General features: G+C 65.1%; 4 protein-coding genes. 3 read left to right on the forward strand and 1 reads right to left on the reverse strand.

Translation table 11 applies throughout. The features are described 5' to 3' along the window. Nucleotides 1–114 precede the first annotated feature (114 nt). A complete protein-coding gene (locus AC1DJN_RS20690; RefSeq protein WP_032976311.1) occupies nucleotides 115–1263 on the reverse strand; it encodes an acyl-CoA dehydrogenase family protein in 1149 nt (382 codons plus the stop codon). A gap of 135 nt (nucleotides 1264–1398) precedes the next feature. On the opposite strand from AC1DJN_RS20690, the gene AC1DJN_RS20695 reads away from it, so the two are divergent. The 3 genes from AC1DJN_RS20695 to AC1DJN_RS20705 form a co-directional block, all read left to right on the forward strand. After that, the gene (locus tag AC1DJN_RS20695; protein ID WP_032976312.1) at nucleotides 1399–2328 is read left to right on the forward strand and encodes an ArsR/SmtB family transcription factor; all 930 of its coding nucleotides are present in this window, start codon (nucleotides 1399–1401) and stop codon (nucleotides 2326–2328) included. A gap of 7 nt (nucleotides 2329–2335) precedes the next feature. After that, complete coding sequence (locus AC1DJN_RS20700; RefSeq protein WP_032976314.1) at nucleotides 2336–3430, forward strand: homocysteine S-methyltransferase family protein; 1095 nt, start codon at nucleotides 2336–2338, stop codon at nucleotides 3428–3430. 54 nt (nucleotides 3431–3484) lie between these two features. After that, the coding region (locus AC1DJN_RS20705) for a dihydropteroate synthase (RefSeq protein ID WP_478040033.1) at nucleotides 3485–5012 on the forward strand (1528 nt) is incomplete at its 3' end.

The raw sequence follows: 5012 nt of genomic DNA on the forward strand, positions 1-5012 counted from the left end.
GCAGCAGCATGCATCCTGGAAAGCCAGAGGGGCATGCCATCTGGGCACAACGCCATCCACGCATGGCGTGGATCTACTGCCGCGCCGCCATTGCAGCGGCGCGGCACGGGAAAATCAACGCAGACCGGTCTCGTTGCGGGCGATCACCAGGCGCTGGATCTCCGAGGTGCCTTCGTAGATCTCGGTGATCTTGGCATCACGGAAGTAGCGCTCCAGCGGCATTTCCTTGGAATAGCCCATGCCGCCATGGATCTGTACGGCCTGGTGGGTGATCCACATTGCCGCTTCCGAAGCGGTCAGCTTGGCGATGGCGGCCTCGTTGCTGAAGCGCTTGCCCTCGCCCTTCACCCATGCCGCACGCAGGGTCAGCAGCAGTGCCGCATCCAGCTTGCACTTCATGTCGGCAATCTTCGCCTGGGTCATCTGGAACGTACCGATGGCCGCACCGAAGGCCTTGCGGTCCTTCACATACTCCAGGGTCGCTTCATAGGCGGCACGGGCAATACCGATCGCCTGCGAGGCAATGCCGATGCGGCCGGCGTCGAGTACGCCCATGGCGATCTTGAAGCCCTCGCCTTCCTGCCCCAGCACGTCTTCGGGCTGCGCCACGTAATCGTTGAACTCGATCTCGCAGGTGGCCGAGGCACGGATGCCCAGCTTCGGTTCGGTCTTGCCGCGGCCGAAACCGGCCTTGTCGGTGTCGATCATGAACGCGGTGATGCCACGCGCGCCCTTGTCCGGCTCGCTCATCGCGAACAGCACGATGTACTTGGCCACCGGGCCGGAAGTGATCCAGCTCTTCTTGCCATTGATGACATAGCTGCCGTCGGCCTGCTTGACCGCGCGGCAACGCATGGCAGTGGCGTCCGAGCCCGACTGCGGCTCGGTCAGCGCGAATGCACCGATGGCCTCGCCTTCGGCGATGGCGCGCACGTACTTCTGCTTCTGCGCTTCGCTGCCATGGGTCAGGATGCCGTTGCAGAACAGCGAATTGTTGACCGACATGATGGTCGAATGCGCAGCATCACCGGCGGCGACCTCCACCATCGCCAGCACGTACGCGATCGGGTCCATGCCCGCGCCACCGTATTCGGTCGGCACTTCGATGCCCATCAGGCCGTTCTCGCCCAGCAGGCGGATGTTGTCCAGCGGGAACTCACCGGTACGGTCATGGTGCTCCGCGCTCGGGGCGATCTTTTCCTGCGCGATCCGGCGCGCAACGTCCTGCAGCATCAACTGCTCTTCGGTAAAGCTGAAATCCACAACACCCTCCCGGGAAAATGGTTCGCCGATTGTACCGGGGGCCGGCCATCGGYGGCTGACTCGTGGGGAGCTGCGACTTGACCGGAAGGGGTGTCGTCGGCGAATATATCTCTATATCGCGATAGGTGGATACTTATGGATCTGGAGGACTGGTCGACCCGCCTGAAGGTGTTCGCCGATGCTACCCGCGTGCGCCTGCTGGCGCTGCTGGAGCAGGAAGAGCTGACCGTGGCCGAGCTTTCGGCCATCACCCGGTTGGCGCAGCCGCGGGTATCGACTCATCTGGCGCGCCTGAAGGAAGCCGGCCTTGTGCGCGACCGCCGTGCGGGCGTGTCGGCCTACTACCGCTTCGACGAAGCCCAGCTGGACCCGGCGCAGCGTGCATTGTGGCATGCCCTGAGCAACGGAAGCGACGACCCGTTGCTGCGCCAGGATGCTGAACGGGTAGCGGCGGTGCTCGCCCACCGCGCTGCCGACCAGAACTGGGCCGACAGCGTGGCCGGCGACATGGAGCGCCACTACTCCCCGGGCCGCACCTGGGAAGCGCTGGCGCGCACCGCGCTGCCATTGCTGGAAACCGGCGACGTGCTGGATATCGCCTCCGGCGACGGTGTGCTGGCCGAACTGGTCGCCCCGCACGCCAGGCGCTACATCTGCATCGATACCAGTGCGCGCGTGGTGGCCGCCGCCAGCGAACGCCTGCGCCGCCTGCCGAACGTGGAAGTCCGCGAGGGCGACATGCATGCCCTGCCCTTCAAGGACCGCAGCTTCGACCTTGTGGTGCTGATGCACGCCCTGACCTACGCCAGCAAGCCGGCGCAGGCGGTCACCGAAGCCGCGCGCGTACTGCGCCCGGGCGGTCGCCTGCTGCTGTGCAGCCTGGCCCGCCACGAGCACAAGGCCGCGGTCGATGCTTATGGCCATGTCAACCTCGGCTTCAGCGACAAGGAGCTGAAGAAGTTCGTCGACAAGGCCGGCCTGCAGGTCTCCAACCTGGAAACGGTCACCCGCGAAAAGCGCCCGCCGCATTTCGAAGTGATCTCGCTGATCGCCAACAAACCCTGAGGTCGACATGCCCGCATTGCCCTGGCTGCACCCGGAACGCGTGGAATCGCTGCTCGCTGCCCTGCGTGATCGGATCCTGATCATCGACGGCGCGATGGGCACGATGATCCAGCGCCACGGCCTGCAGGAAGAGGATTACCGGGGCGAGCGCTTCGCCGGCGGTTACGACCACGCCCATGGGCCCGGCTGCGACCACGGCAGCACACCCGAAGGCCACGACCTGAAGGGCAACAACGACCTGTTGCTGCTGACCCGGCCGGAGGTCATCGCCGGCATCCACACCGCCTACCTGGAAGCGGGCGCGGACCTGGTGGAAACCAACACCTTCAACGCCACCTCGGTCAGCCAGGCCGACTACCACCTCGAACACCTGGTGTACGAGCTGAACAAGGCGGGTGCGGCCGTCGCACGTGCCTGCTGCGATGCGGTGGCGGCCACCACACCGGACAAGCCGCGCTTCGTCATCGGCGTGCTCGGCCCGACCAGCCGCACCGCTTCGATCAGTCCGGACGTCAATGATCCCGGCTTCCGCAACACCAGTTTCGATGAGCTGCGCGGCACCTACCGCGAAGCCATCGATGGCCTGATCGATGGTGGCGCCGACACGATCATGGTCGAGACCATCTTCGATACGCTCAACGCCAAGGCTGCGCTGTACGCCATCGAGGAGGCCTTCGATGCACGTGGCGCGCGGCTGCCGATCATGATTTCCGGCACCATCACCGATGCTTCCGGGCGCACCCTGTCCGGACAGACCGCCGAGGCGTTCCAGGCGTCACTCGCGCATGCACGGCCGTTGTCGATCGGCCTGAACTGCGCACTCGGCGCCGATGCCATGCGTCCGCACGTGGAAACCCTGTCGCAGGTGTCGGACTGCTACGTCAGTGCCCATCCCAACGCCGGCCTGCCCAATGCATTCGGTGAGTACGACGAAACACCCGAGGAAATGGCCGCCACCCTGCGTGGCTTTGCCGAAGATGGCCTGCTCAATCTGGTCGGCGGCTGCTGTGGCTCCACCCCGGACCACATCCGCGCGATCGCGCTGGCGGTGGCCGGGCTGCCGCCCCGCGCCCTGCCTGCCGCCCAGGTGCAGGCGGCATGAACACCTCCACCCCCTCCCGCACGTCCCCCTGTTGCCGCTGAGTTGCCGCCGATCATGACGCCTGTCCGCCCTACCCGCCTGTCCGGCCTGGAACCGCTGGTCATCACCCCGGATCTGCTGTTCGTCAATGTCGGCGAACGCACCAACGTCACCGGCAGCGCGCAGTTCCGCAAACTGATCAAGGAAGGCCGTTACGAAGAAGCGGTGGACGTGGCCCGGCAGCAGGTGGCCAGCGGCGCACAGATCCTCGACGTCAACATGGACGAGGGCCTGATCGATTCGGAAGCGGCGATGACCCGCTACCTCAACCTGATCATGTCCGAGCCGGACATCGCCCGCATCCCGGTAATGGTCGATTCCTCCAAGTGGAGCGTGATCGAGGCTGGCCTGAAGTGCCTGCAGGGCAAGAGCGTGGTCAATTCGATCTCGCTGAAGGAAGGCGAGGACCTGTTCCGCGAGCACGCGCGCAAAGTGCTGCGCTACGGTGCGGCGGCGGTGGTGATGGCCTTCGATGAGAGCGGGCAGGCCGATACCTGCGCGCGAAAGGTTGAAATCTGCACCCGCGCCTATCGCCTGCTGGTCGATGAAATCGGCTTCCCGCCACAGGACATCATCTTCGACCCGAACATCTTCGCCGTCGCCACCGGCATTGAAGAGCATGACAACTATGCGGTCGACTTCATCGAAGCCACCCGCATCATCAAGCAGACGCTGCCGCACTGCCATGTGTCCGGCGGCGTGTCCAACGTTTCGTTCTCGTTCCGCGGCAACGAAACCGTGCGCCAGGCGATCCACTCGGTGTTCCTGTACCACGCGATCGCCGCGGGCATGGACATGGGCATCGTCAACGCCGGCGCCATGCCGATCTACGACGAGCTGGAGCCGGAACTGCGCGAGCGCGTGGAGGACGTGATCCTCAACCGCCGCTCTGATGCCACCGAGCGCCTGCTTGAAATCGCCGAGCGCTACAAGGGCAGCAAGGGCGCGGCGAAGACCGAAGACCTGGCCTGGCGCGAGAAGCCGGTGGACGCACGGTTGGCGCATGCGCTGGTGCATGGCCTGGATGCCTGGGTCGACGCCGATACCGAAGAAGCCCGGCAACGTTCCAGCCGCCCGCTGGACGTCATTGAAGGCCCGCTGATGGCCGGCATGAACGTGGTCGGCGACCTGTTCGGTGCCGGCAAGATGTTCCTGCCGCAGGTGGTGAAATCGGCACGTGTGATGAAGAAGGCAGTGGCCTACCTGCTGCCCTACATCGAAGCCGAAAAGGCCCGCAGCGGCGACACCGCCAAGAGCAACGGCAAGATCATCATGGCCACGGTGAAGGGCGAYGTSCACGACATCGGCAAGAACATCGTCGGCGTGGTCCTGGCCTGCAACAACTTCGAGGTGATCGATCTGGGCGTGATGGTGCCGGCGCAGAAGATCCTCGATGCCGCCCGCGAGCACCAGGCCGACATCATCGGCCTGTCCGGCYTGATCACGCCGTCACTGGAAGAAATGAGCCATGTCGCCCGTGAAATGCAGCGGCAGGGCTTTGACCTGCCACTGATGATCGGCGGCGCGACCACCTCACGTGCGC

It is taken from the genome of Stenotrophomonas sp. 05L414_2 (genome assembly GCF_056397905.1).